This is a genomic window from Dietzia sp. SLG310A2-38A2, from assembly GCF_014145095.1.
Taxonomy (GTDB): Bacteria; Actinomycetota; Actinomycetes; order Mycobacteriales; family Mycobacteriaceae; genus Dietzia.
Genome location: NZ_JAALDX010000249.1, coordinates 1 through 3,140 on the forward strand (window position 1 = coordinate 1; position 3,140 = coordinate 3,140).

Here is a 3,140-nt window from a genome sequence, read left to right on the forward strand (position 1 = left end):
GGCGGCGGGGGCACTCGCCCTGCTCTCGGACGCCGAGCACCTCCTGCGCGAGCGGTCCGCGATCTCGGCGCACTGACCGCCGCACCACGCCCGACCGGGGGCGCGCGGGCACCGACCCCGGTACGGTCGCGTCCATGACGGACCACATCTCGGCAGACCTTCTCCAAGGCATCCTCGACGAGGTCCGTGACGACTCCTCGGGCGATCTGGTCCCGCACCTCGGCGACTACGAACACCCGAACCCCGACGCCCTGGCGATGGCGGTGTGCGACCTCGAGGGCACCGTGACCTCGGCGGGGGACGACGACATCCGCTTCGATCTCCAATCGGCCTCCAAGCCGTTCGTGTACGCCCTGGCTCTGGATCAGAAGGGCGTCGACGAGGTGGCCAAGCGGATCGGGGTCGAACCATCCGGGGACGCGTTCAACGAGATCTCCCTGGAGGCCGGCACGGGACGGGCCCCCAACGGTCTGGTCAACGCCGGGGCGTTAGCCGCTCACGCGCTCGTCGGGGACACCGACGACGACGAGGTCTCGCGCTTCGAGCACATCCGCGCGCTGCTCTCCCGACTCGTCGGTCGTGACGTTGAGGTGGACGAGGAGATCGCGGACATCGAGGCGAAGAGCGCCCACCGCAACCAGGCGCTCGCGCACCTGCTCGCCGAGGAGGGCACCCTCGCGGACGACCCCCACGAGGTGGTGGCGGGGTACGGACGCCAGTGCGCGGTCCGCGTGGACGTCCGCGAACTCGCCCACATGGCCGCCATGTTCGCGAACGGCGGGCTGAAGCCCGGCAGTGACGAACGGATCCTCGGACGCAAGGCGGTCCGCTACGCCAACAGCGTGATGTTCACCTGCGGCATGTACGACGCGGCGGGCGACTGGGTCTACCAGGTCGGACTGCCCGCGAAGAGCGGAGTGTCGGGGTGTCTGTTCGCGGTGGTTCCCGGCAAGTTCGGCATCGCGGCCTACTCGCCGCGCCTGGACGAGCACGGCAACAGCGTGCGGGCGGCGGCCGCCATCGAGCAACTGTCGGACCGGTTTGACCTTCACGTCCTCGACCACGTGCGCGGCGACGGGTTCGGCCCCGCCGCATAGGGGCGACTATCCTCGGGAGTCGTGACCGACTCGACTCCCGCCGCGCCCGGGGCCGCCTCGAACGAGCCCGCCGACGACACCCCCGAGCAGCTGCGTATCCGTCGCGACAAGCGGCAGCGCATCCTCGACTCCGGCGTCGACGCCTACCCGGTCGAGGTCCCCCGCACGCACGGTCTCGTCGAGATCGCCTCGGATCCGCGCTTCGTCGCCCTCGAGGCCGGGGAGGAGACCGATGTCCGGGTCTCCGTCGCGGGCCGCGTGCTCTTCGTCCGCAACACGGGCAAGCTCTGCTTCGTCCGACTCCAGGACGGTGTGAGCCCGGACGCCGACCTGTCCGCCCCGGTGACCCAGGGCGCGCCCGACTCGTTCGCCCCGCAGTTGCAGGCGATGCTCTCGCTGGCCAACGTGGGGGAGGAGCGGCTCGAGGCGTGGAAGCAGGACGTGGACCTCGGTGACCACGTCTCGGTGACCGGTCGCGTGGTGCGGTCCAAGCGCGGCGAGCTGTCCGTCATGGCCGACTCGTGGGTGCTGGCGGCCAAGTCGCTTCGTCCGTTGCCGGTCGCGCACAAGGAGCTGAGCGAAGACACGCGCGTCCGTCAGCGCTACACCGACCTCATCATGCGCGACACCGCCCGGCGCAACGCGGTCACCCGCATCAAGGTCGTCAGGGCGCTGCGGGACGCCCTCGACCGGCGGGGGTTCCTCGAGGTGGAGACGCCCATGCTGCAGACGCTGCACGGCGGCGCCGCCGCCCGTCCGTTCGTCACGCACTCCAACGCCCTGGACCTGGACCTGTACCTGCGCATCGCCCCCGAGCTGTACCTCAAGCGTTGCGTGGTGGGCGGGATCGAGCGGGTCTTCGAGATCAACCGCAACTTCCGGAACGAGGGCGTGGACTCCTCGCACAGCCCCGAGTTCGCGATGCTCGAGACCTACCAGGCCTACGGGGACTACGACACGTCCGCCACGATGATCCGTGAGGTCATCCAGGAGGTCGCGCGCGAGGTGTTCGGTACCACCACCGTCACCCTCGCCGACGGCACCGAGTACGACCTGGGTGGGCAGTGGCGTGAGATGCGGATGTACCCCTCGCTCAACGAGGCCCTGCGCGCGCGGCACCCCGAGGTGGTGGGGAACGACGACGAGGACACCGTCACGGTCGACTCGACGGTCGACGAGCTCACGGAACTGGCCGACAAGGTCGGACTCGACGTCCCCAAGGGCAAGGGGTGGCTGCACGGCAAGCTCATCGAGGAGCTCTGGGAGCACCTCTGCGCTGACCAGCTCGAGGGGCCGGTGTTCGTGCGCGATTTCCCCGTGGAGACCTCCCCACTGACCCGCGATCACCGCACCGACCGCGGGGTCACCGAGAAGTGGGACCTCTACGTCCGTGGGTTCGAGCTGGCGACCGGGTACTCGGAGCTCGTCGACCCGGTGATCCAGCGTCGGCGGTTCGAGGACCAGGCACGGCTCGCCGCGGCCGGCGACGACGAGGCGATGGTGCTGGACGAGGACTTCCTGGCCGCGATGGAGCAGGGGATGCCCCCCACCACCGGGTTGGGTATGGGTATTGATCGCCTCCTGATGGCGCTCACCGGGCTGGGGATCAGGGAGACGATCCTGTTCCCGATGGTCAAGCCGCTGCCGCGGGACTGACGCGACGAGCAGGCCGCGGCGGGGGACGGCCGACGAGGTGTCGTGACCTCGCGCCCACCGCCGGGCCGGGTCGAGATCCGAATGTGACTCCGAGGCGCCCGTCCAGGTGACCGGCCCCGGACATAATCACACTATGAGAAGCCACCCATCACGTGCGTTGGCCGGCGTGGTCGCGGCGCTCCTGCTCGCGGGGACCTCGACCTCCGCCGCCTCGGCCCAGATCCCATTGCCGCCGGAGGCCCAGCAGGTGCTCGATCAGGCCCTGGCGGGATCGGTGCAGGCGGACGCTGATCTGCGCACCGCCGCCGGTGGGTGGTTGGAGTCGGCGGGGATCACGCCTCCTCCCGGGTTCGTGCCCCCTCCGGCCGCGCCCCCGCCGCCCCCGCC

General features: G+C 70.5%; 2 protein-coding genes and 1 pseudogene. All 3 read left to right on the plus strand.

Annotated features, from left to right (window positions below; all coding sequences use genetic code 11):
* Nucleotides 1-134 precede the first annotated feature (134 nt).
* Nucleotides 135-1,097 (plus strand): glutaminase A, encoded by a 963-nt coding sequence (gene glsA, locus G6027_RS09185; protein ID WP_182636903.1) that lies wholly within the window; start codon nucleotides 135-137, stop codon nucleotides 1,095-1,097.
* Nucleotides 1,098-1,118: 21 nt separating this feature from the next.
* Nucleotides 1,119-2,753 carry a lysine--tRNA ligase gene (gene lysS, locus G6027_RS09190; RefSeq protein ID WP_182636904.1) on the plus strand — a complete coding sequence of 545 codons (1,635 nt, stop codon included), beginning with the start codon at nucleotides 1,119-1,121 and terminating at the stop codon, nucleotides 2,751-2,753.
* A 133-nt stretch (nucleotides 2,754-2,886) separates the two neighbouring features.
* Nucleotides 2,887-3,140 (plus strand): annotated as a pseudogene (locus G6027_RS09195) (hypothetical protein); the annotation flags it as partial.